The 24,507-nt window shown below is 66.7% G+C and carries 24 protein-coding genes; 19 read left to right on the top strand and 5 right to left on the bottom strand.

Annotation, left to right across the window (positions count from 1 at the left end):
* Positions 1-72 precede the first annotated feature (72 nt).
* Positions 73-990, top strand: a complete 918-nt coding sequence (locus AC1RP5_RS11140) for a LysR family transcriptional regulator (protein ID WP_493110707.1) — start codon at positions 73-75, stop codon at positions 988-990.
* A 22-nt stretch (positions 991-1,012) separates the two neighbouring features.
* Here AC1RP5_RS11140 and nthB read toward each other — a convergent pair whose 3' ends face one another.
* Entirely contained in the window at positions 1,013-1,630 is a 618-nt protein-coding gene (nthB, locus tag AC1RP5_RS11145; RefSeq protein ID WP_493110708.1) for a nitrile hydratase subunit beta, read from the bottom strand.
* A 16-nt stretch (positions 1,631-1,646) separates the two neighbouring features.
* On the bottom strand, positions 1,647-2,243 hold the full coding sequence (gene nthA, locus AC1RP5_RS11150) for a nitrile hydratase subunit alpha (RefSeq protein ID WP_493110709.1): 597 nt from the start codon (positions 2,241-2,243) through the stop codon (positions 1,647-1,649).
* 122 nt (positions 2,244-2,365) lie between these two features.
* Here nthA and eno point away from each other — a divergent pair, with 122 nt between their 5' ends.
* From eno to AC1RP5_RS11165, 3 genes are all read left to right on the top strand, one after another.
* On the top strand, positions 2,366-3,640 hold the full coding sequence (gene eno, locus AC1RP5_RS11155) for a phosphopyruvate hydratase (RefSeq protein WP_493110710.1): 1,275 nt from the start codon (positions 2,366-2,368) through the stop codon (positions 3,638-3,640).
* A gap of 129 nt (positions 3,641-3,769) precedes the next feature.
* The gene (locus AC1RP5_RS11160; RefSeq protein WP_493110711.1) at positions 3,770-4,699 is read left to right on the top strand and encodes a bifunctional helix-turn-helix transcriptional regulator/GNAT family N-acetyltransferase; all 930 of its coding nucleotides are present in this window, start codon (positions 3,770-3,772) and stop codon (positions 4,697-4,699) included.
* On the top strand, positions 4,696-5,583 hold the full coding sequence (locus tag AC1RP5_RS11165) for a DMT family transporter (RefSeq protein WP_493110712.1): 888 nt from the start codon (positions 4,696-4,698) through the stop codon (positions 5,581-5,583). Before AC1RP5_RS11160 ends, AC1RP5_RS11165 begins: the two co-directional genes overlap by 4 nt.
* On the opposite strand, the gene AC1RP5_RS11170 is transcribed toward AC1RP5_RS11165, so the two are convergent.
* Positions 5,580-6,227 (bottom strand): glutathione S-transferase family protein, encoded by a 648-nt coding sequence (locus AC1RP5_RS11170; RefSeq protein ID WP_493110713.1) that lies wholly within the window; start codon positions 6,225-6,227, stop codon positions 5,580-5,582. The genes AC1RP5_RS11165 and AC1RP5_RS11170 overlap by 4 nt on opposite strands.
* Before the next feature lie 130 nt (positions 6,228-6,357).
* Between AC1RP5_RS11170 and AC1RP5_RS11175 the strand changes: the two genes are divergently transcribed.
* The 7 genes from AC1RP5_RS11175 (at position 6,358) to AC1RP5_RS11205 (ending at position 13,477) form a co-directional block, all read left to right on the top strand.
* A complete protein-coding gene (locus AC1RP5_RS11175; RefSeq protein WP_493110714.1) occupies positions 6,358-6,657 on the top strand; it encodes an FtsB family cell division protein in 300 nt (99 codons plus the stop codon).
* A gap of 212 nt (positions 6,658-6,869) precedes the next feature.
* Positions 6,870-7,925, top strand: coding sequence for a pyruvate dehydrogenase (acetyl-transferring) E1 component subunit alpha (gene pdhA, locus AC1RP5_RS11180; protein ID WP_493110715.1), 1,056 nt, complete (start codon positions 6,870-6,872; stop codon positions 7,923-7,925).
* Positions 7,926-7,929: 4 nt separating this feature from the next.
* Positions 7,930-9,309 (top strand): pyruvate dehydrogenase complex E1 component subunit beta, encoded by a 1,380-nt coding sequence (locus tag AC1RP5_RS11185; protein WP_493110716.1) that lies wholly within the window; start codon positions 7,930-7,932, stop codon positions 9,307-9,309.
* A gap of 15 nt (positions 9,310-9,324) precedes the next feature.
* Positions 9,325-10,617 (top strand): pyruvate dehydrogenase complex dihydrolipoamide acetyltransferase, encoded by a 1,293-nt coding sequence (locus AC1RP5_RS11190; RefSeq protein ID WP_493110717.1) that lies wholly within the window; start codon positions 9,325-9,327, stop codon positions 10,615-10,617.
* 9 nt (positions 10,618-10,626) lie between these two features.
* The gene (lpdA, locus tag AC1RP5_RS11195; RefSeq protein ID WP_493110718.1) at positions 10,627-12,027 is read left to right on the top strand and encodes a dihydrolipoyl dehydrogenase; all 1,401 of its coding nucleotides are present in this window, start codon (positions 10,627-10,629) and stop codon (positions 12,025-12,027) included.
* A 6-nt stretch (positions 12,028-12,033) separates the two neighbouring features.
* Positions 12,034-12,993: a lipoyl synthase gene (gene lipA, locus AC1RP5_RS11200; protein WP_493110719.1), complete on the top strand. Its 960-nt coding sequence runs from the start codon at positions 12,034-12,036 to the stop codon at positions 12,991-12,993.
* A gap of 7 nt (positions 12,994-13,000) precedes the next feature.
* Positions 13,001-13,477, top strand: coding sequence for a type II toxin-antitoxin system RatA family toxin (locus tag AC1RP5_RS11205; RefSeq protein ID WP_493110720.1), 477 nt, complete (start codon positions 13,001-13,003; stop codon positions 13,475-13,477).
* Positions 13,478-13,559: 82 nt separating this feature from the next.
* Here the strand turns inward: AC1RP5_RS11205 and AC1RP5_RS11210 are convergent, their stop codons facing one another.
* Positions 13,560-14,051, bottom strand: coding sequence for a CinA family protein (locus AC1RP5_RS11210; RefSeq protein ID WP_493110721.1), 492 nt, complete (start codon positions 14,049-14,051; stop codon positions 13,560-13,562).
* A 7-nt stretch (positions 14,052-14,058) separates the two neighbouring features.
* On the bottom strand, positions 14,059-15,222 hold the full coding sequence (locus tag AC1RP5_RS11215; RefSeq protein ID WP_493110722.1) for a bifunctional 2-C-methyl-D-erythritol 4-phosphate cytidylyltransferase/2-C-methyl-D-erythritol 2,4-cyclodiphosphate synthase: 1,164 nt from the start codon (positions 15,220-15,222) through the stop codon (positions 14,059-14,061).
* A gap of 122 nt (positions 15,223-15,344) precedes the next feature.
* On the opposite strand from AC1RP5_RS11215, the gene dusB reads away from it, so the two are divergent.
* The 8 genes from dusB to hfq all read left to right on the top strand — a co-directional run bounded on the left by dusB (position 15,345) and on the right by hfq (position 24,503).
* Positions 15,345-16,352 (top strand): tRNA dihydrouridine synthase DusB, encoded by a 1,008-nt coding sequence (dusB, locus tag AC1RP5_RS11220; protein WP_493110723.1) that lies wholly within the window; start codon positions 15,345-15,347, stop codon positions 16,350-16,352.
* Positions 16,352-17,461: a two-component system sensor histidine kinase NtrB gene (locus AC1RP5_RS11225; protein WP_493110724.1), complete on the top strand. Its 1,110-nt coding sequence runs from the start codon at positions 16,352-16,354 to the stop codon at positions 17,459-17,461. Before dusB ends, AC1RP5_RS11225 begins: the two co-directional genes overlap by 1 nt.
* A complete protein-coding gene (ntrC, locus tag AC1RP5_RS11230; RefSeq protein ID WP_493110725.1) occupies positions 17,458-18,933 on the top strand; it encodes a nitrogen regulation protein NR(I) in 1,476 nt (491 codons plus the stop codon). The genes AC1RP5_RS11225 and ntrC overlap by 4 nt, the downstream gene beginning before the upstream one ends.
* Positions 18,934-18,937: 4 nt before the next feature.
* Complete coding sequence (locus AC1RP5_RS11235; RefSeq protein ID WP_493110726.1) at positions 18,938-21,169, top strand: sensor histidine kinase; 2,232 nt, start codon at positions 18,938-18,940, stop codon at positions 21,167-21,169.
* A 31-nt stretch (positions 21,170-21,200) separates the two neighbouring features.
* On the top strand, positions 21,201-22,613 hold the full coding sequence (gene ntrX, locus AC1RP5_RS11240) for a nitrogen assimilation response regulator NtrX (protein ID WP_493110727.1): 1,413 nt from the start codon (positions 21,201-21,203) through the stop codon (positions 22,611-22,613).
* Between the two features lie 18 nt (positions 22,614-22,631).
* Positions 22,632-23,495 (top strand): D-amino-acid transaminase, encoded by an 864-nt coding sequence (gene dat, locus AC1RP5_RS11245; protein ID WP_493110728.1) that lies wholly within the window; start codon positions 22,632-22,634, stop codon positions 23,493-23,495.
* Entirely contained in the window at positions 23,492-24,148 is a 657-nt protein-coding gene (locus AC1RP5_RS11250; RefSeq protein ID WP_493110729.1) for an HAD family hydrolase, read from the top strand. Before dat ends, AC1RP5_RS11250 begins: the two co-directional genes overlap by 4 nt.
* A 106-nt stretch (positions 24,149-24,254) precedes the next feature.
* Positions 24,255-24,503 (top strand): RNA chaperone Hfq, encoded by a 249-nt coding sequence (gene hfq / locus AC1RP5_RS11255; protein WP_020696000.1) that lies wholly within the window; start codon positions 24,255-24,257, stop codon positions 24,501-24,503.
* Positions 24,504-24,507: the final 4 nt, after the last annotated feature.

The following is a 24,507-nucleotide window of genomic DNA, read 5'->3' on the forward strand; positions in this document are numbered from 1 at the left end:
CCTTCCTTACGGCCCCGGCGCGCGGCGGGCAATTGGCGCTAGATTATACAAATTTCTGATATAATCGCCGCCGTGGACCTGCATCAGCTTCGCTGCTTCGTGGCGGTCGCCGAGGAGCTGCATTTCGGCCGGGCGGCGCGCCGGCTCGACATGCTGCCGTCGGCGCTCAGCCGCGACATTCGCCTGCTCGAGACCTCGCTCGGCACGCCGTTGCTGCTGCGCACCACGCGCAACGTGATGCTGTCGCAGGACGGCGCGGCCTTCGTCGACGATGCACGCGCCCTGCTGGCGCGAGCCGATGCGCTGGCGGCCGAAGTCCGCGAGCGCGGTCGGCGACGCTCGCGCAGTCTCATCCGGGTGGGTGCGATCGACACCGCAGCGGCCGGTCTGGTGCCGCCGCTGCTGCACGATTTCCGCGAACTACGCTCGGCCGTCTCCGTCCAGCTGCTCGAGGACAAGACCGTCCGGCTCGTCCCGAAGCTGCTGTCGGGCCGGCTCGACATCGCTTTCATCCGGCCGCCGGCGCGGCTCGACCGACGCATCGAGACCATGATGCTGTTCCACGAGACGCCGGTCGTCGCCGTGCCCACGCGTCATCGCCTCGCGAGCCGGCGCCGGCTGTCGATCGAAGCACTGGCCGACGAACCGATGATCGTGCCCGACCGCAGCTCGCGGCCGCACAGTCACGACCTCACGATCAAGCTGTTTCAGCGTGCCGGCCTGCGTCCCCATCTGTCGCAGATCGCCGAGGAGAAACAGACCATCGTCCAGCTCGTCGCGGCGGGATTGGGCCTGGCCATCGTGCCGCGCTGGGCCTCGCGCCTCGGCATGACCGGCGTCCGCTTCGTGCCGCTGGCTTCCCGCGATGTGGCCGCCCTCGATCTCCTGCCGATGGCCGCCGCCTGGCTACGCAACGCCCGCGACCCGCTACGCGACGAGATGCTCGACCTGCTCCGCCTGCGCCTGCCACGCTACGCGGCGGGGGCGTGATTTCCGTCCAGGGACGCCGACGCTACTCCGCGCGCTCGAGATAGCTCTCGAAGACGCCGACATGGACGAAGGCCTGATCGGCCGTGTCCGACCACAGGTCGCGCGAATCGAAGCGGACGTCGTAGGTCGGCTCGTCCTGGGCCTCGATGCCGTGGCCATGGGCGTCAGGGAACGGATAGGCCGGCGAGATGCCGACCACGACGCCGCTCTTGCCGCGGATATAGCCCGGCATGCGGACATGGCCCGGCACGTAGTCGGTCTTCACCGTGACCTTGTCACCGACCTTCAGCGTCTGGCGCGTGGCGACGTTGCCGCGGCCGGGAGCGCTGGGCGAGGAGAGGGGGAAGGCGCCCTGGGCGCGGCGCTCCAGTTCCTCCTGAGTGAGGATGCCCTTCTCGACGCAGAGCGTCGCGAGGCTGGTCAGCGAGCGCTCGTAGTAGCTGGCCGACAGGTAGTGCCGCGGCTCCATGCGCTCGATGGCGTGGCGGTACTCGTCCATGTTGAAGATGCCGAGCTTCACCGCCAGCGAGTAGAGCGCGTTGACGCGCTTCTCCCACGGCTCATGAAAGGTCTCCGCGCGCAGCGAATAGCGGACGCGGCCGAAGCCCTGCTTGCCGCCGAGATCGTGCATGCCGTCCATGATGATCTCCGCTCTCTTACAGACGCGAGACGCCGATCATGGCGTCCTTGGTGACGAGGCCGGCAAGCTTCTCCTCGGACCAGCCTTCGGTGCCGGCGGGGCGAATCGGCAGCACCATGTAGCGGGTGTCGGCCGTCGTATCCCAGACGCGGATTTCCATGTCTGCCGGTAGCTCCAGGCCCATCTCCTTCAGCACGGTGCGCGACTGGCGCACGACGCGGGCGCGGTATTCCAGATCCTTGTACCAGTCCGGCGGCAGGCCGATGATCGAGAACGCCGTGCACGAGCAGAGGGTGCAGCAGATCACGTTGTGGACCTTTGGCGTGTTCTCCAGCACGACCAGGTGCCGGTGATGCGGCGGCATCGACAGGCCGAGTTCGGTCACCGCCTCGCGGCCATTGGCGAACAGGCGCTCCCGGAACGCCGGATCCGTCCAGGCCTTGGCGACCACGCGGGCGCCGTTCTCCGGGACCCATTCCTCCTCGGCGAGGTGCTTGAATTCGCGGATGAAGTTGGCGGGCTCCATGCCGCGCTCATGGAAGGCGGCCTCGACGGCGTCGGTGCGCGCTTCGACGGAGGCGAGTTCCTTGTGATGGTGGGTCTGATCGGGCATGTCGTTTTCTCCCAGGAGGCGGCAATTCTGGCCTGCAAGTATAGGAAGCGCGTGCCATCGCGTCACTTGCTCCCCGCCGTCCGAGCGGGCTAGACAGGCCGCGCCCAACAGGAGTTTTTCTCATGAGCGCCATAGCTGAAGTCCGCGGCCGCGAAATCCTCGACAGCCGTGGCAATCCCACCGTCGAAGTCGAGGTCGAACTCGACAGCGGCGCGATCGGCCGCGCAGCCGTCCCGTCCGGCGCTTCGACCGGCGCGCACGAGGCGGTCGAACTGCGCGACGGCGACAAGAAGCGCTACGGCGGCAAGGGCGTACTGAAGGCGGTCGCGGCGGTGAACGGCGAGATCATGGATCTGCTGTCCGGCCTCGACGCGCTGGAGCAGATCAAGATCGACCGCGCCATGATCGAACTCGACGGCACCCCGAACAAGGGCCGCCTCGGCGCCAACGCGATCCTCGGCGCCTCGCTCGCGGTTGCTAAGGCCGCCGCCATGGAAAGCGGTTTGCCGCTCTATCGCTATGTCGGTGGCAGCCAGGCCTCGGTGCTGCCGGTGCCGCTGATGAACATCATCAACGGCGGCGCGCATGCCGACAATCCGATCGACATCCAGGAATTCATGATCATGCCGGTGAAGGCGGATCGCTTCGCCGACGCGCTGCGCATGGGCGCAGAAGTGTTCCACGCGCTGCGCGGCCAGCTCCACGACGCCGGCCACAACACCAACGTGGGCGACGAGGGCGGCTTCGCGCCGAACCTCGCGACGGCCGACGAGGCGCTGGCCTTCGTCATGAAGGCGATCGAGAAGGCCGGCTACAAGCCCGGCGAGGATGTCATGCTGGCGCTCGACCCGGCGTCGACCGAGTTCTTCAAGAAGGGCAAGTACGAGATGGAAGGCGAGGGCAAGTCGTTCGATGCCGCCGGCATGGTCGACTACTACGCCGATCTCGTGAAGCGCTACCCGATCGTGTCGATCGAAGACGGCATGGCCGAGGACGACATGAAGGGCTGGAAGGCCATCACCGACAAGCTCGGCAAGAAGATCCAGCTCGTGGGCGACGACCTGTTCGTCACCAACCCGAAGCGGCTGGAGCAGGGCATCAAGGACGGTCTGGCCAACGCCATCCTGGTCAAGGTGAACCAGATCGGCACGCTGACCGAGACGATGGACGCGGTCTCCATGGCGCGCAACGCCAGCTACGGCGCTGTCATGTCCCACCGTTCGGGCGAGACCGAGGACTCGACCATCGCCGACCTCGCCGTCGCCACCAACTGCGGCCAGATCAAGACCGGCTCGCTGTCGCGCTCGGATCGCCTCGCCAAGTACAACCAGCTCCTGCGCATCGAGGAGCAGCTCGGCACCCAGGCGCGCTACGCCGGCACGTCGATCCTGCGCTAGGTCGCGGGGCCGACCGGAATGATCAAGGGTCGCTGAGGCGGCCCTTTTTCATGTCCGGCCTTTGGCTGGACAAATAGTTGACGAAGTCAAACAACTGATTGACCATGGCAACTGTCTTCGGAGGCTGCCATGGCAACGTCGTCGCTCGCGTCCCGCATCGAGGCGGTGCGTCGTTTCTCGCGTTTCTATACCCGCCGCATCGGCGTGCTGGAGGAGACCCTCCTTCACAGCCCGTTCACCCTGCCCGAGGGCCGGCTGGTCTACGAAATCGCCAACCGCGACAAGCCCACCGCGCAGGAGCTTTGCCGCGACCTAGGCCTCGACCCGGGTTATGTCAGCCGCCTACTGCAGGGGCTGGAGAAGAGGGGTTGCCTCGCCCGCACACGCTCGCAGACCGACAAGCGCCAGACCGAGCTCGCCCTGACGGCAAAGGGGCAGAAGCTCTGGGGTGCGATGAACGAGCAGTCGCGGCAGGACATCGCGAAGCTGTTGGCTGAACTGCCGGTCGAGCGGCAGGACAAGCTCGTGAAGGCGCTGGAGACCGTCGAGAAACTGCTCGACGAGCCGCCGGAGAAGCGTACGCCCTTCACCCTGCGGCCACATCAGCCGGGCGACATGGGCTGGATCATTCGCCGTCAGACCCAGCTCTATGCCAACGAGTTCGGATGGGACGGCACTTTCGAGGCGATGCTCGCGGAGATCTCCGCCAAGTTCATCAAGAAGTTCGATCCCAAGTCCGACAATTGCTGGATCGCCGAACGCAATGGCGAGATCGTGGGCTCGGTGTTCCTGGTGCGCGCCAGCAAGACGACGGGCCAGTTGCGCATGCTCTACGTCGAGAGCACGGCGCGAGGCCTCGGCATCGGCCAAAGCCTCGTCGCGGCCTGCATCGAGGACGCCCGCGCCAAGGGCTACAAAAAGCTGATGCTGTGGACCAACGACATCCTCGTGTCGGCCCGCAAGATCTACATCGCCGCCGGTTTCCGGCTCATCAAGGAGGAGACGCACGACAGCTTCGGCAAGAAGCTGGTCGGGCAGTTCTGGTCGATGGACCTGTGAAGCGGCCAGGCCCGCTCTGGGCCGCCGCCGGCACCGGAATCCAGGTCGGCGCCGCCATGGTGGCGACGCGCTACGTCGTCGACGCCGCCGGACCGGGCTCGCTGGGCTTCCTGCGTTACCTCATCGGGCTGATCTGTCTTTTGCCGGCGCTGTGGCTCCGGCCGTGGCGCACCATCGCCGCGCGCGATCTCCTGCCGATCGGCCTACTGGGTATCGGCCAATTCGCAGCGCTGATGGTGCTGCTGAACTACTCGCTGCTGCACATCCCGGCGGCCCGCGCCTCGCTGCTGTTCTCGACCTTCCCGTTGATGACCATGATCCTGTCGGCGCTGCTCGGCCGCGAGCACTTCACGCCGGCCAAGGTCGGCGGCTCGCTGCTCACGTTCGCCGGTGTCGCCATCGCGCTGGGAGGGGCTGCGATGACGGCACAGCCGCAGCATGGATCGGTCTGGCTCGGCACCGCAGCGGCGCTGGGCTCTGCCCTGTGCGGCGCCGTCTGCTCGATTTTCTATGGGCCCTATGTCGCGCGTTACTCCGCCCTCCACGTGACGGCCTTCGCGATGTTCGTGGCGGTGCTGGCGCTCGCCGGTATCGCCACTACCGAAGGCTTCTTCCTCGCCTGGCCGCGGTTCACCGCCGGCGAGGTGGCGGCCATCGTCTTCATCGGCATATCGAGCGGCATCGGCTTCTTCCTCTGGGTCTATGCACTGGGCAATGCACCGCCGACCCTGGTCACGATCTTCCTGGGGCTGGGACCTGTGACGGCGGCGCTGGGCGGCACGTTGCTGCTGGGCGAGCCGCTGCCCATCGCCGCGTTGCTGGGGCTGGCCTGTGTCCTCGCGGGCCTGTGGGTGGCGCTGAAGCCGAGGCCGCGCACCGGTTAGGCGCTAGCCGCCGCTCGCTTCAGATCGGCAGCCGCGAAATGCGCCATCTGGTCGGCATGCGCCTTCCTGAAGGCAGGCCGGTCGGTGACGCGCTTCACATAGGCTTCGCTCGCCGGGCGATTGCCGAGGGTCCGGATCTTGCCGACCCGCAGTACGTCCGCCATCAGCAGATCCGCCGCGGTGAAGCGATCGACTGCCAGCCATTCCCTCTCGGCCAAAACCTTCTCGAGCTGGTCGAGGCGCTTGCCCGTCCAATCTGAAAAACCATTGTCCTTGGCACCGGTGATATCGAGGAACCACCAGGGAAGGGTCACGATCTCGATGGAGTTGAGCGCAGCCAGCATCCACTGGATGGTCTTCGCTTCGCCCACAGCATCTCGCGGCATCAGCGTCTCGCTCTTGCGGGCGATATGCATCAGGCCGGCGCCACTCTCGAACATTTCCAGGTCACCGTCGGTCAGGAAGGGCACCTGCCCGAACGGCTGTTGCGACAAGTGGTTGGTCTCGCGTCCATCGAACGGCACGGTCCGCACCGTGTAGGGAAGGCCTGCTTCCTCGCACGCCCAGCGGAGCCTCAGATCGCGTACGAAGCCGCGCGGCCCCTTCGGCACCCAGTCCAGCGTCCAGATGGTGACGTCACTCATCGTGTCAGGCCTTTCTTCTTGTTTTCCAGTCCTGGTGAACGTCCGGAAGGCCGCTAAAGCCCTCCAATTAAACGAAAAATCTTGACGGAAGGCCACAATATGTTGCCATATGCCTGCAGGAAAGCCGCATATGTTGTTGAGACCACGTCAGATTCTCGCCCCTGTCATCTTCGCCACGGTGTTCGGATATTTCGGATACCACCTGGTGAACGGTGACCGTGGCCTGCTGGCGATGGCTCACCTGCAGCGCGAAGTGCTGATCGCCGAACAGAACCTCGCCGAAGCGGAGACGACCCGGAAGATCTGGGAGCGGCGCGTCTCGGCGTTGCGCAACCAGAGCCTCGATCCCGACATGCTGGACGAGCGCGCGCGCATCCTCCTGAACTTCGCCCGCAAGGACGACGTCATCGTCTTCATGCCGACTCGCTGACGGCCTTCTTTTGATGACGCCTTGATCAATGACGCGTTGATCAAGGTTCGCCTCGCGGTCATCTGAAAGAAACTGTCCGGTGCGATCCACCGTTTGCAAACAATCGCTCAATTGCTGCGCCGCACTCGCGGCGAGTCTGTTTTTTCCTGCTAGATCAACCACATCGCCCTGAGCGATGCTATAAGCCGAGTGCGCTCACGAGGGGATTTGCCATGGCGAAGCCGGCGACAAAGCCGAAAGTCGATACTTCACCCGCCAAGGCGAAGTCGCCGTCCAGTAAGTCGTCCGGGCCGGGCGACAACAGCGTGAGCCCCGACGAGCTCAAGGCCTACTACCGCGACATGCTTCTGATCCGCCGCTTCGAGGAGCGCGCGGGCCAGCTCTACGGCATGGGTCTGATCGGCGGCTTCTGCCACCTCTATATCGGCCAGGAAGCGGTCGTCGTCGGCATGCAGTCGAGCGTGCGCGACAAGGACGCCGTCATCACCTCCTACCGAGACCACGGTCACATGCTGGCCTGTGGCATGGACCCCAAGGGCGTCATGGCCGAGCTGACGGGCCGCAGCGGCGGCTACTCCAAGGGCAAGGGCGGCTCGATGCACATGTTCAGCCGCGAGAAGAGCTTTTACGGCGGCCACGGCATTGTCGGCGCGCAGGTGCCAATCGGTACGGGTCTCGCCTTCGCGCACAAGTACAACGGCGACAAGAACGTCTCGCTGACCTACTTCGGCGACGGCAGCGCCAACCAGGGCCAGGTCTACGAGGCCATGAACATGGCCGCGCTCTGGAAGCTCCCGGTGGTCTACATCATCGAGAACAATCGCTACGGCATGGGCACTTCGGTCGAGCGCGCCTCGGCCACCACCGAGCTCTATCGCCACGGCGAGGCATTCGGCATCCCGGGCGAGCGGGTCGACGGCATGGACGTGCTGGCAGTGCGGGCGGCGGGCGAGAAGGCCATCGAGCACGCGCGCAGCGGGCAGGGGCCGTACATCCTCGAGATGCAGACCTATCGCTATCGCGGCCATTCGATGAGCGATCCGGCCAAGTACCGGACCAAGGAAGAGGTCGACAAGTTCCGCAACGAGCGCGACCCGATCGAGCAGGTCCGCAAGCGCCTGATCGACGGCAAGATCATCGACGAGGCCGGCCTCAAGGCGGTCGACGCGGAGATCCGCAAGATCGTGAGCGATGCCGCCGAGTTCTCGCAACACAGTCCCGAGCCCGATCCTTCGGAGCTGTGGACCGACATTCTGGTTGAGGCCTGATCCCATGAGCATTCAGGTTCTTATGCCTGCCCTGTCTCCCACGATGACCGAGGGCAAGCTTGCGAAGTGGCACGTCAAGGTCGGCGATGCCGTGAAGTCGGGCCAGGTGATCTGCGAGATCGAGACCGACAAGGCGACCATGGAAGTCGAGGCGGTCGACGAAGGCACCGTCGCCAAGATCCTCATCGAGGAAGGCACCGAAGGCGTCGCCGTGAACACGCCGATCTGCGTGCTGGCCGGCGAGGGCGAGAGCGCCGCCGATGCCGAGACGCCGGCGCCTGCCGCCAAGGCGGAAGCCCCCAAGGAAGAAGCGCCCAAGGCTGAAGAGAAGCCGAAGACCGAGGCCGCTCCCGCAGCGCCCGCGATCGCCGCACCGGCGCCCGAGCCGGAATGGAAGGGCGGCACGCAGCACATCACCGTGCGCGAGGCGCTGCGCGATGCGATGGCGGCCGAGATGCGCGCCGACAAGTCGGTGTTCCTGATGGGCGAGGAAGTCGCCCAGTACCAGGGCGCCTACAAGATCAGCCAAGGCCTGCTGGAGGAGTTCGGCGAGAAGCGCGTCATCGACACGCCGATCACCGAGCACGGCTTTGCCGGCCTGGGCGTCGGCGCCGCGTTTGGCGGCCTGAAGCCGATCGTCGAGTTCATGACCTTCAACTTCGCCATGCAGGCGATCGACCAGATCATCAACTCGGCGGCCAAGACGCATTACATGTCGGGCGGCCAGATGACCTGCCCGATCGTGTTCCGTGGCCCCAACGGCGCCGCCTCGCGCGTCGCCGCCCAGCATTCGCAGTGCTACGCGAGCTGGTATGCCCACGTGCCGGGCCTGCGGGTGGTGGCGCCGTGGAGCGCCGCCGACGCCAAGGGCCTGCTGCGGGCTGCGATTCGCGATCCCAACCCGGTGATCTTCCTCGAGAACGAGATCCTCTACGGCCAGTCGTTCGACGTGCCGGAAGATCCCGACTTCGTGTTGCCGATCGGCAAGGCCAAGATCGAGCGCACCGGCAAGGACGTCACGATCGTCGCCTTCTCGATCATGGTCGGCAAGGCGCTGCAGGCGGCCGAGGAACTGGCCAAGGTCGGCATCGATGCCGAAGTCATCAACCTGCGCTCGCTGCGCCCGTTCGACACCGAGACCATCGTGCAGTCGGTCAAGAAGACCAACCGACTCGTGTCGGTGGAAGAGGGCTGGCCGTTCGCCGGCATCGGCTCCGAACTCTCGGCGCTGATGATGGAGCATGCGTTCGACTATCTCGATGCGCCGGTGAAGCGCGTCGCCGGCCTCGACGTGCCGCTGCCCTACGCCGCGAACCTCGAGAAGCTGGCGCTGCCGCAATCGACCCACATCGTCGAGGCCGCTCGCGCGGTCTGCAATCGCTGAGGCGGGAGAGCCGGCATGTCCATCAACATCCTGATGCCCGCGCTGTCGCCCACCATGACGGAGGGCAAGCTTGCGAAGTGGCACGTAAAGGTCGGTGACTCGGTCAAGTCCGGTCAGGTGATCTGCGAGATCGAGACCGACAAGGCCACGATGGAAGTCGAGGCCGTGGACGAGGGCAAGGTCGGCCAGATCCTCGTCGAGGAAGGCACCGAGGGCGTGAAGGTGAACGCCGTCATCGCCGTCCTGCTCGAAGACGGCGAGAAGGACGTCGCCAAGCCGGCGGCGCCTGCGGCTGCCGCACCGGCGCCCAAGGCTGAAGCGAAGCCGGCGGCACCGGCTCCTGCCGTGGCTCCCGCGCCGGCTGCGGCGCCCAAGCCGACCGCACCCGCTGCTTCGAGCGGTGGCACCCGCATCTTCGCCTCGCCGCTGGCCAAGCGCATCGCAGCGGAGAAGGGCATCGACCTCGCCGGCCTCAAGGGCTCCGGCCCGAACGGCCGCATCGTCAAAGCCGACGTCGAGAACGCCAAGCCAGGTGCCGCGCCGGCAGCCACAGCTCCGAAGGCGGCACCGAAGGCTGCGGCACCGGCTCCCGCCGGCGGCCAGCCGGTGTTCGTGGCCCCGGGCGACAGCCGCGTGCCGCACACCAGCATCCGCAAGGTCATCGCGCGGCGCATGCTCGAGTCCAAGCAGACGGTCCCGCACTTCTACCTGACGGTGGATTTCGAGATCGACGCACTTCTCACGGCGCGCACGGCGATCAACGCCGTCGTCGAGAAGAAGGGCACCAAGGTCTCGGTCAACGACATGGTGATCAAGGCCTGTGCCAAGGCGCTGCGCGACCATCCGGAGTGCAACGCCTCGTGGACCGAGGACGAGATGATCCAGTACGGCGCGGTCGATATCTCCGTCGCCGTGGCCACGGATCGCGGCCTCATCACGCCGATCGTGCGCAATGCGGACATGAAGGGCCTGGCCCAGATCTCGATCGAGATGAAGGACCTCGCCAGCCGCGCCAAGAGCGGCAAGCTGAAGCTCGAGGAGTTCCAGGGCGGCGGCTTCACCATCTCGAACCTCGGCATGTTCGGCATCCGCGACTTCGGCGCCATCATCAACACCCCGCAGGCGATGATCCTGGCGGTCGGTGCGGGTGAGGAACGCGTCGTCGTCCGCAAGGGTGAGATGGTCGTCCGCAACATCATGAGCTGCACGCTCGCCGTCGATCACCGGGTGGTGGACGGCGCCATGGGCGCGCAGTTCCTGCAGACGCTCAAGGCGTATGTCGAGCAACCCGCCGCGATGCTGGCCTAGGAGAGAGACATGGCCGAGACCAGTTTCGACCTGATCGTGGTGGGCGGCGGACCGGGCGGCTACGTCGCGGCCATCCGCGCCGCGCAGCTCGGCATGAAGACAGCCGTCGTCGAGCGCGAGAACATGGGCGGCATCTGCCTCAACTGGGGCTGCATCCCGACCAAGGCATTGCTGCGCACATCGGAGGTCTATGGCCTCATCAAGCATGCCGAGGCCTATGGCCTGTCGGTGAAGGACGTCTCCTACGATCACAAGAAGATCGTCGAGCGGTCGCGCAAGGTCGCGGGCCAGCTCAGCAACGGCGTCAAGGGCCTGATGAAGAAGAACAAGATCACGGTCTTCGACGGCACGGCGAAGCTTGCCGGCGCCGGCAAGCTCGCGGTCGCGATGAACGACAAGAGCAACGTGACGCTGGCCTACAAGCACGTGATCCTGGCGACCGGCGCGCGGGCGCGCCAGCTTCCGGGCCTCGAGACCGACGGCAAGCTGGTCTGGAGCTATCGCGAGGCGATGGTGCCGGAGGAAATGCCGAAGTCGTTGCTGGTCATCGGCTCGGGCGCGATCGGCATCGAGTTCGCGAGCTTCTATCGCACCATGGGCGCCGAAGTGACCGTGTGCGAGGTGCTGGACCGTATCCTCCCCGTCGAGGACGCCGAGGTCTCGACCTTCGCCAAGCGTGCCTTCGAGAAGCAGGGCATGAAGATCCTGACCAGCGCCACCGTGTCGAACCTGAAGAAGGGCGCCAACAACGTCACGGCCACCATCACGGTCGGCGGCAAGGCGCAGGAGATCACGGTCGACCGCGTCATCAGCGCCGTCGGCATCGTGGGCAATGTCGAGAACCTGGGCCTCGAAGGCACTAAGGTGAAGGTCGAGAAGACCCACATCGTGATCGACCAGTGGGGCTTCACCGGCGAACCCAACGTCTATGCGCTGGGCGACGTCGCGGGCCCGCCGTGGCTCGCGCACAAGGCGATGCACGAGGGCGTGCTGGTGGTCGAGAAGATCGCCGGCGTGAAGGGCGTGCACCCGATGAAGACCGAGAACATCCCGGGCTGCACCTACTGCCAGCCACAGGTCGCGAGCATCGGTCTCACCGAGGCCGCCGCCAAGGCCAAGGGCCTGGAGCTCAAGGTCGGGAAATTCCCCTTCATCGGTAATGGCAAGGCGATTGCCCTTGGCGAGCCTGAGGGCTTCATCAAGACGATCTTCGACGCCAAGACCGGCGAGCTTTTGGGCGCCCATATGATCGGCGCCGAGGTCACCGAACTGATCCAGGGCTACAGCATCGCCAAGACGCTGGAGACGACCGAGGCCGAGCTGCTGGCCACGGTGTTCCCGCATCCCACCCTTTCGGAGATGATGCACGAGTCGGTACTGGCGGCGTACGGCCGGACGCTCCATATCTAGCCCGTCATGGACGGAACACTCGACAAGCTCTCGCTCACCCGGGCGGAACGCCACCCGGAAAAGGCGCATCGGCCGGATAATCCGATTCAACGGAAGCCCGATTGGATCAGGGTGCGTGCGCCCAACTCGCCGGAATATGCCGAGACGAAGCGGCTGATGCGTGAGCTCAAGCTCACGACCGTCTGCGAGGAAGCCGCCTGTCCGAACATCGGCGAGTGCTGGAAGCAGAAGCACGCGACCTTCATGATCATGGGCGAGACCTGCACCCGGGCCTGCGCCTTCTGCAACGTGGCGACCGGCAAGCCCGGCGCACTGAACCCGCACGAGCCGGCCAATATCGCCGAGGCCGTCGGCAAGCTCGGCCTAGGCCATGTCGTGGTGACCTCGGTCGACCGCGACGACCTGGACGATGGTGGGGCAGGGCACTTCGCCGAGGTGATCACGGCGCTGCACAAGTCGGCACCGACGACCACGGTCGAGATCCTGACGCCCGACTTCATGCGCAAGCCCGGCGCCATCGAGACGGTGGTCGCGTCGCGGCCCGACGTCTTCAACCACAATCTTGAGACCGTGCCGCGCCTCTATCCGACCATCCGGCCGGGCGCCCGCTACTTCACCTCGCTGCGGCTGCTCTCGCGCGTGAAGGAGATCGATCCCGCGATGTTCACCAAGTCCGGCCTGATGGTCGGGCTGGGCGAGACGCGCGAGGAGATCCTGCAGGTTATGGACGACCTGCGCGCCGCCGACGTCGATTTCCTCACGATCGGGCAGTACCTGCAGCCGACGCCAAAGCACGCCGCGCTCGACCGTTTCTGGACGCCGGCCGAGTTCTCGGAGCTTGCCCAAATGGCGCGCGCCAAGGGCTTCCTGATGGTCTCGTCCTCGCCGCTGACGCGCTCGAGCTATCACGCGGGCGACGACTTCGCGCGCCTCAAGGCGGCGCGTCTGGCTCAGCTCAAAGGCTGACGGCTTCTTGGCTACCCGTCACCAGGAACGGCGCGTCGTCCCTTATCAGCCGCTCCAGCTCTTCGACCTGGTGGCCGACGTGGCGCGCTACCCGGAGTTCCTGCCCTGGTGCTTCGCCGGCCGCATCCGCCGCCGCGAGAGCCCGACCGTCGAGATCGCCGAACTGGCGATCGGCTTCGGACCGTTCCACGAGAAGTTCGTCTCCCGGGTCGTGCGCGCACCCGACGATCCCGAGGGCCCGCGCATCGACACGACCGGCATAGAAGGCCCGTTCCGGCTGCTGAAGAGCCGCTGGATCTTCCGGCCCCATCCGGAGGGCACGCAGATCGACTTCGAACTGGAGTTCGATTTCCGCTCGCTGCTACTGCAGAAGACGGTCCAGCTCCTGTTCGCCGAAGCCGTCCGCCGCATGGTCTCGGCCTTCGAGGCGCGGGCGGCGCAGCTCTACGGAAAGCCCGGAGCTGCCAAGGAAGTCCCGGCTTAAGCTCATGCGGACCGCGGGCCTCCCGGCCCGCCTCATGATCATGATAATGAGCGGGCCGGGAGGCCCGCGGTCCGTATGAGGACTATCGCTCCGCCAGTTTGGCCAGCATCGTGAGCGCGGTGATGACCGTGAGGCGGCGGATGCCGTCGCGGTCACCCGGGAAGACGTGATGCTCGGCGATCGTCTCGAAGCCGGTGCGCGCGGCGCCGAAATGGACGAGGCCGACCGGCTTTTCGGGCGACCCGCCGCCGGGACCGGCGACACCCGTCACCGAGACCGAGAGCTGCGCGCCGGAGCGGGCGAGGGCGCCCGTGGCCATGGCGCGCGCCACCGGCTCGCTGACCGCGCCGTGCCCCAGGATCGCGTCCCACGGCACGCCCAGCATCTCGCGCTTGGCCTCGTTGGAATAGGTGACGAAGCCGCGGTCCACCACGTCGGACGAACCGGCGATGGCCGTCAGCGCTGCAGCGATGAGACCGCCGGTACAGGACTCGGCCGTCACGACCTTGAAGCCGTGCTTGCGGCAGGTGAACAGGACGTGCTCCGCAGCTTCCCGCATCTCTACATCGAACATCGCCGCCTCAGCTCCTTGGCAGTTCCACGGTCGCAATGGCTTGGGCCGCGATTCCTTCGCGCCGGCCGGTGAAGCCCAATCCCTCGGTCGTCGTCGCCTTCACGCTAACGCGCTCCGCCGAGATGCCCGCAATGGCCGCGATGCTCTTCACCATGGCGTCGCGATGCGGCCCGACCTTGGGGGCTTCGCAGACGATCGTGACATCGAGGTGAACGATGCGGCCCCCACGCCCGGTCACGAGATCGATCGCGTGGCGCAGGAAGCGGTCGGAGGAGGCGCCGCGCCATTGCGGATCGGACGGCGGGAAATGCTTGCCGATGTCGCCGGCGCCGATCGTACCCAGCACGGCATCGGTCAGCGCGTGCAGCGCCACGTCGGCGTCGGAGTGTCCCGCCAGCGCCTGGCTGTGTGGGACCGCGACGCCGCCGAGCATGACGGCATTGCCCGGTGCGAAGCCATGCACGTCGAAGCCGGAGGCGGTGCGGGTTTCCATGAGATCGGAGTCGAGGTCGCTCGTGGTGGTGATCTTGCGGTTATCTCCGCTGCCCGCGACCATGACAACCTTGAGCCCGGCGCGCTCGGCGACGGCGGCATCGTCTGTCAGTGCGGTCGCTTCCGCATCACCGAGCGACGCGGCCGCGCGGTGAGCGGCGAGTAGTGCGTCGAAGCGGAAGACCTGCGGCGTCTGCGCCCGCCACAAGTGCTGGCGCGGCACCGTCTCCGTGATGGCGTTGCCGTCGCTCACGCGCTTCAGCGTGTCGGCGAGCGGGATGCCCAGGATGGCGCCGTCGATGCCATCGGCTGAGACGGCGGCCATGCAGGCAGCGATATCTGCCTGACGGACGAAGGGGCGGGCGGCGTCGTGGATCGCGACCAGATCAGGCGGTGTCGCGGCCAGCGCCTCAAGGCCGTTCAGCACCGATCGCTGGCGGCTGGCGCCTCCCGGCACGGGTGCGGGCAGTCCCAGGCCCGCAGTCGCGGCCTCATAGTGAGCGTCATCTCCCGGACCGATCACGACCTGGACCCTGTCGATCCCGGGGGCCGCCTGAAAGGCGGCGATGGTCCGGCGCAGGACCGGCTGGCCAGCCAGAAGCGCATATTGCTTGGGCAGTGGGCCGCCGAAACGGCTGCCGCGGCCCGCCGCGACGATCAGGGCAGTGACTCTACGCATTATGCGTAATCTAGCAGGCTTTGACGGGTGCGCACTTGGGCCCCTTGCGCCGGCCGACAGGACCCGCTATTGCTCGCTCAATTATTGTGCACTGCACAAGATGCCTAATAACTGAACAAAGAATGCAAAACGCACACCGCCTCAAACCCGTCGATATCGGCCCCGTTCGCATCGAGGATCCCGTGATCCTGGCGCCCCTGTCGGGTGTCAGCGACTTGCCCTTCCGCCAGATGGTGAAGCGGCGCGGGGCAGGGCTCGTCGTGTCGGAGATGATCGCTTCGGTCGCGATGGTCCGCGAGAACCGCAAGACCTTGCTGATGGCCAAGACCACGCCGGAAGAGTTCCCGATGTCGGTGCAGCTCGCCGGCTGCGAGCCCGAGGTGATGGCCGAGGCGGCGAAGCTCAACGAGGATCGTGGCGCCGCGCTCATCGACATCAACTTCGGCTGCCCGGTGAAGAAGGTCGTGAACGGCCATGCCGGCTCGGCGCTGATGCGCGACGAGGTGCACGCCGCGAAGATCCTCGAAGCCACGGTGAAGGCGGTGAAGCTGCCGGTGACGCTGAAGATGCGCACCGGCTGGGACTCGACCAACCGCAACGCTCCGAACCTCGCGCGCATTGCCGAGGAGTGCGGCATCAAGATGCTGACGGTGCACGGTCGCACGCGCTGCGATTTCTACGACGGTCATGCCGACTGGGCCTTCGTCCGCACCGTCAAGGAAGCGACGAAGCTGCCGGTCATCGTCAACGGCGACATCACCACGCTCGACGATATCGACCAGGCACTCGAACAGTCGGGCGCCGACGGCATCATGATCGGCCGTGGTGCCTATGGCCGCCCGTGGTTCCTCAATCAGGCAATGCAGTATCTGCGCACCAGCGAGCGTCTGCCCGATCCGTCGATGGCCGAGCAGTATGCGGCGGTGCGCACGCATTTCGAGGCGATGCTCGAACACTATGGCATCGAGACGGGCGTGCGCATGGCGCGCAAGCATCTCGGTTGGTACTCCAAGGGCCTGAACGCCTCGGCCGACTTCCGCGCCGCCGTGAACCGCGAGACCGAAGCGGACAAGGTGCGCAGCCTGCTGGCCTCTTTCTTCCTGCCGGCGCTCGAGCGGCAGGCCGCCTGATGTCCGTGCGTCCCCTCAAGCGAAACGGCATGAGCGAACAGTTCCCGACGGCTCTCCTCGACTCGCTCTCCGAGGCGATCATCGTCGTCGAAGCGAGCGGCCTGATCCACTACGCCAATCTCTCGGCCGAGCAGTTCTTCGGCGTCGGCCGCGCGCGCCTGGTCGGCCATCCGCTGACCGAGTTCATTCCCGAGGATGCGCCGCTCTTCTCGCTTCTCGAACAGGTGTTGGTCACTGGTGGCGCCGTCGCCGAGAACGGCGTCACCTTGGCCTCGCCGCGCATCGGCACGCGCTTCTGCGCGCTCCGGCTCTCGCCGATCGTCGACAGCGAGGGGCTGGTCGCCATCTCGCTCGTCGAGCAGACGATCGCCCGCAACATCGACCGCCAGATGTCGCATCGCAGCGCCGCCCGCTCGGTGAGCGCGCTGGCTGCCATGCTGGCGCACGAGGTCAAGAACCCGCTGTCGGGCATCCGCGGCGCCGCGCAGCTCCTGGAACAGTCGGTGCCCGATTCCGAGCGCGAGCTGACCGAGCTGATCTGCGAGGAGACCGACCGCATCGTGGCGCTGGTCGACCGCATGGAAGCCTTCGCCGACGGCCGTCCCATCGAGCGCGGACCGATCAACATCCACCAGGTCCTCAATCACGTCCGCCGCCTGTCGCAGAACGGCTTCGGCAAGGGCGTGCGCTTCGTCGAGACCTACGATCCCTCGCTGCCGGACGTGCACGGCGACCGCGACCAGCTCATCCAGGTGTTTCTCAACCTGGTGAAAAACGCCTGCGAGGTCCCAGGCGACGTCGACCGCGAGATCGAGCTGTCGACCGCCTACAAGCATGGCCTGCGGCTGGCGGTGCCCGGACAGCAGGCGAGGGTGAACCTGCCGCTGGTCGTGTCGGTGCGGGACAACGGCCGCGGCGTGTCGGACGAGATCCGCAGCCACCTCTTTGACGCGTTCGTGACCAACAAGCCCACCGGAACTGGCCTGGGTCTTGCTTTGGTCGCCAAGATCATCAACGACCATGGCGGTGCGATCGAGTTCGATAGCGAGCCGGGGCGCACATCATTCAGGGTCATGTTGCCGTTGCAGTTCCCACAGGCCGCGCCATGAGCGAGGGCACCACGATCCTCGTCGCCGACGACGACCGCGCCATCCGCACCGTCCTGCACCAGGCTCTCGGCCGGCAGGGCCACACCGTCCGCAGCACCGGCACCGCCTCCACGCTCTGGCAGTGGGTCCAGGAAGGCGAGGGCCAGCTGGTCATCACCGACGTGGTGATGCCCGACGAGAACGGGCTCGACCTGGTGCCGCGCATCCGCAAGCTGCGTCCCGACCTGCGCATCATCGTCATGAGCGCGCAGTCGACACTCCTGACCGCGGTCCGCGCGACCGAGCGCGGCGCGTTCGAATACCTGCCCAAGCCCTTCGACCTGAACGAACTGATCTCGGTGGTGAACCGTGCGCTGTCGGCGCCGGCCGCCACCATGGCCCGCTCGCCGTCGCTGCCGGAAGAGGGCGAGCGCCTGCCGCTGATCGGCCGGTCGCCCGCGATGCAGGAGATCTACCGTGCATTGGCCCGCCTGATGGCGACCGACCTCACGGTCATGGTCACCGGCGAATCGGGTGCCGGCAAGGAACTGGTCGCGCGCGCGCTTCACGACTACGGCAAGCGCCGCAAGGGGCCGTTCATCGCCCTCAACATGGCCGCGATCCCGCGTGAGCTGATCGAGAGCGAGCTGTTCGGCCACGAGCGCGGCGCCTTCACCGGCGCGGTGCAGCGTTCGGCCGGCAAGTTCGAGCAGGCCTCGGGCGGCACGCTGTTCCTCGACGAGATCGGCGACATGCCGCCGGAGGCCCAGACCCGCCTGCTGCGCGTGCTGCAGGAAGGCGAGTACATGACGGTCGGCGGCCGCACGCCGATCAAGGCCAACGTACGCATCGTGGCCGCGACCCATCGCGACCTGCGCCGGCACATCCAGCAGGGCCTATTCCGCGAGGATCTGTTCTACCGCCTCAACGTCGTGCCGATCCGCCTGCCGCCACTGCGCGAGCGCCTCGACGACATTCCCGAACTCGCCAACCACTATCTGCAGGCGGCCACCGCCGACGGATTGCCGACCAAGGTCCTGTCGCCCGAGGCGATGGCGCGCCTGAAGCAGCACCGGTGGCCGGGCAATGTGCGCGAGCTCGTGAACCTGGTCCGCCGCCTCTCCGCGCTCTACTCCGAGGAGATCATCGGCGTGGAGACGATCGAGGCCGAGCTGGCTGATGCCGTGTCGGCGATGGAGCCGGGGCAGGCCTCGCACGAACCGTCGGACGACATCTCGCTGGCCGATGCGGTCGACCGCCACCTGCAGGCGATGTTCGCCGCGCATGGCGACCGGCTGCCGCCGGACGGTATGTACGATCGTGTCATTTCCGAGGTCGAGCGCCCCTTGCTCGCTTTGGCGCTGGGGGCTACTCGCGGGAATCAGTTGCGCGCGGCCCGCCTCCTGGGGCTCAATCGCAACACGTTGCGCAAGAAGATAAAGGACCTCGACGTCCCCGTGGTTCGCACGCCGCAGGTCCGCCGAGGCGGGTGATTTCGTGACAGCTGCGCTGGGCGGTTCCCGCTTGGGCGACAAGATGAGCGTGGCGCTGCGCAGCCTCAGTGGCCGCGTCGCCGCCGTCTCCCTGGCCATCCTCGCCATCGCCGCGGGCACGGCGACCTATGCCTGGCTCGCGGGCTTCGTCCCGGAGTCCTTCAGCACACGCGGCTGGATGACGGGTCTTCTCGTCGCCGACCTCGTGATCGCCATCGCGCTCGTCTCGGTGCTCGCCGTCCGCCTGACACAACTCTGGCTCGACCGGCGGCGAGGAGCGGCAGGCTCGCGCCTGCACATGCGGCTGGTGCTGGTGTGCAGCGTCTTCACCATCACGCCGACCGTCATCGTCACCATCATCCTGTCGATGCTGGTCATCAGCCTCACCGACTTCGTGGTGAAACCCTCGCAGGCTTCCTACGAGGCCGCCCGCGCGATCGGCGAGCCGGTCCGGCGTGCCCGCGAGCAGGAGATCCTGAACGACATCGAGGCGATCTCGGGCCCGCTGCAAGCCGAGGGCGTCGACGGCGTGCGCGACCCGGCTGCGACCAAGGCGATGCTGGAGCGCCTGATCGAGGGCCGCCCGATCATCGAGGCGACCGTACTCGATGCCGACAAGGGCGTGATCGCACAGGCACAGGCGCCTGACGCCAAGGGAATGCCCAACCCGGTACCGCCGGCGCAGTTCCTCTGGCAGGCGGTCAACCAGGCTCGGCCCGTGCAGTTCGAATCGCCCAACGGCGCCTACTTCGTGATGCAGCTCTTCGTCGGCGAGCCGCTGTTCCTGGCGACCGGCCACGCCGTCGACCTCAGGGTCGTCGACTACATCAAGAGCATCGAGTTCGCGGGCTCGTTCTATTCGCAGATCGAATCGGCGCTGCGGCGCAGCCAGCTCATCCTGTTCGTGGTCTGCGGCGCCATCGCCTTCCTGATGCTGCTGGCGGCGGTGTGGCTCGCCATCCTGTTCGCGACGCGCCTCACCGAACCAATCGGCGGGTTGATGCAGGCAGCCGAGCGGGTGCGCGGCGGCGACCTCAGCGCCCGTGTGGAGGAGGGACCGCCCAACGACGAGCTGGGCCAGCTCGCGCGCTCGTTCAATCGCATGGCCAGCCAGATCGAGCAGCAACGCGGCGAACTCGTGCATGCCAACACTGAACTCGACACCCGCCGCCGCCTCACCGACGCGGTGCTGGCGGGCGTCTCTGCCGGTGTGCTGAGCGTCGACGGCGAGGGCATCGTCATGCGCTCCAACCGCTCGGCACTGAGCCTGCTGGCGCTGCCCGAAGATGGCGTGCTCGGCCGGCCGCTGATCGCGGTCATGCCCGAGCTCGAGCCGCTGGTCGCGCAGGCCGCCGAACGGCCCGACCGCATGACCCAGGGCCAGGTCGAGATCCTGCAGCGCGGCTCGCGGCAGATCCTGCTGGTCCGCATCAGCGCCGCCTCGGGCGCGGGCTACGTCGTCACCTTCGACGACGTAACCGACCTGATGTCGGCGCAGCGCATGGCGGCGTGGGGCGACGTCGCGCGTCGCATCGCGCACGAGATCAAGAACCCGCTGACGCCGATCCAGCTCTCGGCCGAGCGATTGAAGCGCCGCTACCTGAAGCAGATCAAGGAGGACCCCGAGACCTTCACGATGTGCACCGAGACCATCATCCGGCAGGTCGGCGACATCGGCCGCATGGTCGACGAGTTCTCGTCGTTTGCCCGCATGCCGCGGCCGACGGTGAAGGCGGAAGACGCCAAGGAACTCTGCCAGCAGGCGGTGTTCCTGCAACGCAACGGCAACCCCGACATCCGCTACGTCTCGAACGTGCCCAACCATGCCGTGGCGTTGGATTGCGACCGCCGCCAGGTCTCGCAGGTGTTGACCAACATCCTGAAGAACTCGGCCGAGGCGATCGAGGGCAGGGACGAAACTCCGGACACGCCTTTACCACAGGGCGAGATCACGCTGTCCTTGCGCGAGGACCGCACGGGTGTGCAGATCGTCGTCGAGGACAACGGCCGCGGGCTGCCGAAGGAAGGGCGCGAGCGGCTGACCGAGCCGTACATGACGACGCGCAGCAAGGGCACCGGCCTTGGCCTCGCGATCGTGAAGAAGATCATGGAAGACCATGGTGGCTTCCTGAAGCTGGAGGATCGCGAGGGTGGCGGCGCGCGCATCAGTCTGGTATTCCGGCGAGACGCGAAGGAAATCGCGTCGGCTCCACCGCACGTGACAGCCGCACAATGACCCGCCGTTCCATGCGGGCTGCTTGAGTGTCATGGCCCACGATATTCTGATCGTCGACGACGAACGCGATATCTGCACGCTGATCGCCGGCATCCTCGAGGACGAGGGCCACACCGCGCGCCGTGCCCATAACAGCACCGAAGCGATCGACGCCGTGCGGCAACGCCGGCCGGCGCTGGTCATCCTCGACGTGTGGCTGCAGGGCAGCGAACTCGACGGCCTGCAGATCCTCGAAGTCATCCGCCGCGAGGATCCGCCGATCCCGGTCGTGATGATCAGCGGTCACGGCACGATCGACACCGCCGTGTCGGCCATCAAGACCGGCGCCTACGATTTCGTCGAGAAGCCCTTCAAGGCCGACCGCCTGCTGCTGGTCGTCGACCGCGCCATCGAGGCCGACAAGTTGAAGCGCGAGAACGTGGCGCTGCGCCGGCGCGCCGGCGGCGAGGTCACCTTCGTCGGCTCCTCCGGCGACGCCGGCAATGTGCGCTCCCAGATCGAGCGCGTGGCGCCGACCGGCAGCCGCGTCCTGATCACCGGCGCGTCCGGCTCCGGCAAGGAGACGGTCGCCCGGCTGATCCACCAGGGCTCCAAGCGCTCCGAGGGCCCGTTCGTCGTGGTCAACTGCTCGACGCTGCCGGCCGAACGCCTCGAGATCGAACTGTTCGGCACTGACGGCGACACCGACGCCGATACGCTGCGCGTGTCAGGCGCCTTCGAGATGGCGCATGGCGGCACCCTGGTGCTGAAGGAAGTGGCCGACTTGCCGTTGCCGCTGCAGAGCCGGCTGGCCCGCGTGCTGCAGGAACAGTCCTACGCGCGCGACGGCGGCAAGACCAAGGTCGAGGTCGACGTGCGCGTGCTGGCGACCACGGCGCGCGACCTGCAGGCGGAGATCGCCGCGGGCGCCTTCCGGGAAGAGCTGTTCCATCGCCTCAACGTCGTGAGCCTGCGGGTGCCGCCGCTCAGCGAGCGCCGCGAGGACATTCCCGAACTGGCGCTCGACCTGCTGAAGCGCGTTGCCGACGCGACCGGACTGCCGTCGCGCTCGATCGGCGAGGACACGCAGGCGGCGCTGCAGGGTCACGACTGGCCGGGCAACGTGCGCCAGTTGCGCAACGTCATCGAGCGGCTGCTGATCCTGGCCCCGCCGGGCGGCGCGCCGATCCGTGCCGACGTCCTGCCCAACGACGTGAGCGAGGATGCGCCGTCGGTGCTGCGCTGGGAGAAGGGCGGCGAGATCATGCAGCTGCCGCTGCGCGACGCCCGAGAGGTCTTCGAGCGCGAATACCTGCTGGCCCAGGTGACGCGCTTCGGCGGCAATATTTCGAGGACGGCGACCTTCGTCGGCATGGAGCGCTCGGCGCTGCATCGCAAGCTGAAGTCGCTCGGCCTGCACGGGGGAGCGCTCGACGACCGCAACGGTGTCGAACCGGCGGCCTGAGGAGCGGAGGAGAGCGTTATGGCGCGTTATGCCTATGTAAACGGTCGCTACGTCGACCATCGCGAAGCCAGCGTCCACATCGAGGATCGCGGCTATCAGCTCGCCGACGGCGTCTACGAGGTCGTGGGCGTGCGCGACGGCAAGCTGATCGACGAGAAGCCGCACATCGACCGGCTCGACCGTTCGCTGAAGGAGCTGCGCATCGACTGGCCGGTGTCGCGCAACACGCTGGGCTTCATCCTGCGCGAGCTGATGCGCAAGAACCGCCTGCGCGACGGGCTGGTCTACATGCAGGTGACGCGCGGCGTGTCACGGCGCGACCACGGTTTTCCGACCACGCCGGTCAAGCCCGCCCTGGTGATGACGACCAAGGCCACCAAGCACATCGTGGCCGATGCCGGTCCCGGTGTCGCGGTGAAGAGCATGCCCGACATCCGCTGGGAACGTTGCGACATCAAGACCGTGGCGCTGCTCGCCAACGTGCTGGCCAAGCAGGCCGCCCGCGAGGCCGGTGCCTACGAGGCCTGGCTGGTCGACGCCAAGGGCTGCGTCACCGAGGGCGCCTCGACCAACGCCTGGATCGTGACCCACGATGGCGAGCTGGTGACGCGCCAGACCGACAACGGCATCCTGGCCGGCATCACGCGTCATACGCTGAAGTCGATCTGCAACGCGCTGCAGCTCAAGTTCGTCGAGCGGCCATTCACGGTGGAAGAGGCGAAGAAGGCCAAGGAAGCCTTCATCACCAGCGCCACCTCGTTCGTGACGCCGGTCGTGAAGATCGACGGCGAGACGGTGGGCGACGGCAAGGTCGGCGCCACGGCGCGCCGCCTGCGCGAGGAATATGTCCGTTTCTCGGAGGCGGGCGAGGCCGTGACGTGAGCCTGCCGGACGGTTTGAAGCCGCCGCGCGCCATCCTGTTCGACTGGGACAACACGCTGGTCAACACTTGGCCGACGATCGTCGAGTGTTACCAGGATACCTTCAAGGCCCTGGGCCAGACGCCATGGACCGCGACCGAGGTGCAGGACCGCGCCCATGGCTCGTTGCGCGAGATCTTTCCCGGCCTGTTCGGTCCGCGCGCCGGCGAGGCGGAGAAGGTGTTCTATGAAACCTTCCTGCGCATCCATCTCGAACGGCTGGAGTCGCTGCCCGACGCCGACACCCTGCTGGCGCATTGCCACGCCAGGGGCCTCTACGTCGCGATCGTCAGCAACAAGGTCGGCGACAATCTGCGGGCCGAGGTCGCCCATCTCGGCTGGGGCAAGTGGATCGCCCGCTCGGTTGGCGCGCGTGACGCCGCCCGCGACAAACCAGCACCAGACCCTATCTACCTGGCGCTCGACGGCACGGGAATTGCCCCTGACGACAGCGTGTGGATGGTGGGAGACACCCCGGCCGACCTGAAAAGTGCGCATGCGGCGGGGTGTCTGCCGGTTCTGGTAGGTGGTGCAGAGCAATTGTCTGCAGCACTCCTGGAGCATCCACCGCGGTTGCGAGTGCGTAATTGTCACGAGCTCGTGGCATTGCTTTGAGAAGAAGCTCCCCTATATTTGAGGCAACTCGGTAGCGGGGAGAGACCCCGTACCCCCTAAACCGGCGACCTTGCGGGAGCCGGCCGCCCACCAAGAGGCCAAGAATATGAGCGAAAAGGCACAAAACGTTCAGGACGTCTTCCTGAACCACCTTCGGAAGAACAAGACCCCGGTCACGATCTTCCTCGTAAACGGCGTGAAGTTGCAGGGCATCGTCACGTGGTTCGACAATTTCTCGGTGCTGCTGCGCCGCGACGGTCACTCGCAGCTTGTCTACAAGCACGCGATCTCGACCATCATGCCGGTCACGCCGGTGCAGCTGTTCGACGGCGACAAGGCCGACGCAGCGGGTTGATTTG

This window comes from Reyranella sp. GW821-FHT12G01 (assembly GCF_058806575.1).

Excerpts from the sequence above, each read along its gene's own strand:
- nthB (WP_493110708.1), bottom strand. The coding sequence starts at position 1,630 with ATGGACGGCATGCACGATCTCGGCGGCAAGCAGGGCTTCGGCCGCGTC.
- nthA (WP_493110709.1), bottom strand. The coding sequence starts at position 2,243 with ATGCCCGATCAGACCCACCATCACAAGGAACTCGCCTCCGTCGAAGCG.
- eno (WP_493110710.1), top strand. The coding sequence starts at position 2,366 with ATGAGCGCCATAGCTGAAGTCCGCGGCCGCGAAATCCTCGACAGCCGT.
- AC1RP5_RS11160 (WP_493110711.1), top strand. The coding sequence starts at position 3,770 with ATGGCAACGTCGTCGCTCGCGTCCCGCATCGAGGCGGTGCGTCGTTTC.
- AC1RP5_RS11170 (WP_493110713.1), bottom strand. The coding sequence starts at position 6,227 with ATGAGTGACGTCACCATCTGGACGCTGGACTGGGTGCCGAAGGGGCCG.
- AC1RP5_RS11175 (WP_493110714.1), top strand. The coding sequence starts at position 6,358 with ATGTTGTTGAGACCACGTCAGATTCTCGCCCCTGTCATCTTCGCCACG.
- pdhA (WP_493110715.1), top strand. The coding sequence starts at position 6,870 with ATGGCGAAGCCGGCGACAAAGCCGAAAGTCGATACTTCACCCGCCAAG.
- AC1RP5_RS11185 (WP_493110716.1), top strand. The coding sequence starts at position 7,930 with ATGAGCATTCAGGTTCTTATGCCTGCCCTGTCTCCCACGATGACCGAG.
- AC1RP5_RS11190 (WP_493110717.1), top strand. The coding sequence starts at position 9,325 with ATGTCCATCAACATCCTGATGCCCGCGCTGTCGCCCACCATGACGGAG.
- lpdA (WP_493110718.1), top strand. The coding sequence starts at position 10,627 with ATGGCCGAGACCAGTTTCGACCTGATCGTGGTGGGCGGCGGACCGGGC.
- lipA (WP_493110719.1), top strand. The coding sequence starts at position 12,034 with ATGGACGGAACACTCGACAAGCTCTCGCTCACCCGGGCGGAACGCCAC.
- AC1RP5_RS11210 (WP_493110721.1), bottom strand. The coding sequence starts at position 14,051 with ATGTTCGATGTAGAGATGCGGGAAGCTGCGGAGCACGTCCTGTTCACC.
- AC1RP5_RS11215 (WP_493110722.1), bottom strand. The coding sequence starts at position 15,222 with ATGCGTAGAGTCACTGCCCTGATCGTCGCGGCGGGCCGCGGCAGCCGT.
- dusB (WP_493110723.1), top strand. The coding sequence starts at position 15,345 with ATGCAAAACGCACACCGCCTCAAACCCGTCGATATCGGCCCCGTTCGC.
- AC1RP5_RS11225 (WP_493110724.1), top strand. The coding sequence starts at position 16,352 with ATGTCCGTGCGTCCCCTCAAGCGAAACGGCATGAGCGAACAGTTCCCG.
- ntrC (WP_493110725.1), top strand. The coding sequence starts at position 17,458 with ATGAGCGAGGGCACCACGATCCTCGTCGCCGACGACGACCGCGCCATC.
- ntrX (WP_493110727.1), top strand. The coding sequence starts at position 21,201 with ATGGCCCACGATATTCTGATCGTCGACGACGAACGCGATATCTGCACG.
- dat (WP_493110728.1), top strand. The coding sequence starts at position 22,632 with ATGGCGCGTTATGCCTATGTAAACGGTCGCTACGTCGACCATCGCGAA.
- hfq (WP_020696000.1), top strand. The coding sequence starts at position 24,255 with ATGAGCGAAAAGGCACAAAACGTTCAGGACGTCTTCCTGAACCACCTT.